General features: G+C 68.2%; 1 protein-coding gene. It reads left to right on the forward strand.

Going from position 1 to position 214, the window contains the following annotated elements:
* Positions 1–10 precede the first annotated feature (10 nt).
* A partial coding sequence (locus tag IF09_RS48765) for a transposase (protein WP_418953106.1) occupies positions 11–214 on the forward strand: 204 nt, incomplete at its 3' end.

The raw sequence follows: 214 nt of genomic DNA on the forward strand, positions 1-214 counted from the left end.
GAAGTACCCGTTGGAGTTGCGTGAGCGTGCGGTACGGATGTATCGGACCGCCGAGCCGAAGCCCGTGATCCGCCGCATGGCCGAGGATCTCGGCGTGCATCACGAGGCTCTGCGGAACTGGATCCGGCAGGCCGAGGCCGACGCCGGCGAGCGAGGAGACCTGCTCACCACCGCCGAGCGCGAGGAACTGGCCGCCCTGCGGAAGGAGAATGTC

It is taken from the genome of Streptomyces katrae, from assembly GCF_000717655.1.
GTDB classification, from domain to species: domain Bacteria; phylum Actinomycetota; class Actinomycetes; order Streptomycetales; family Streptomycetaceae; genus Streptomyces; species Streptomyces katrae_B.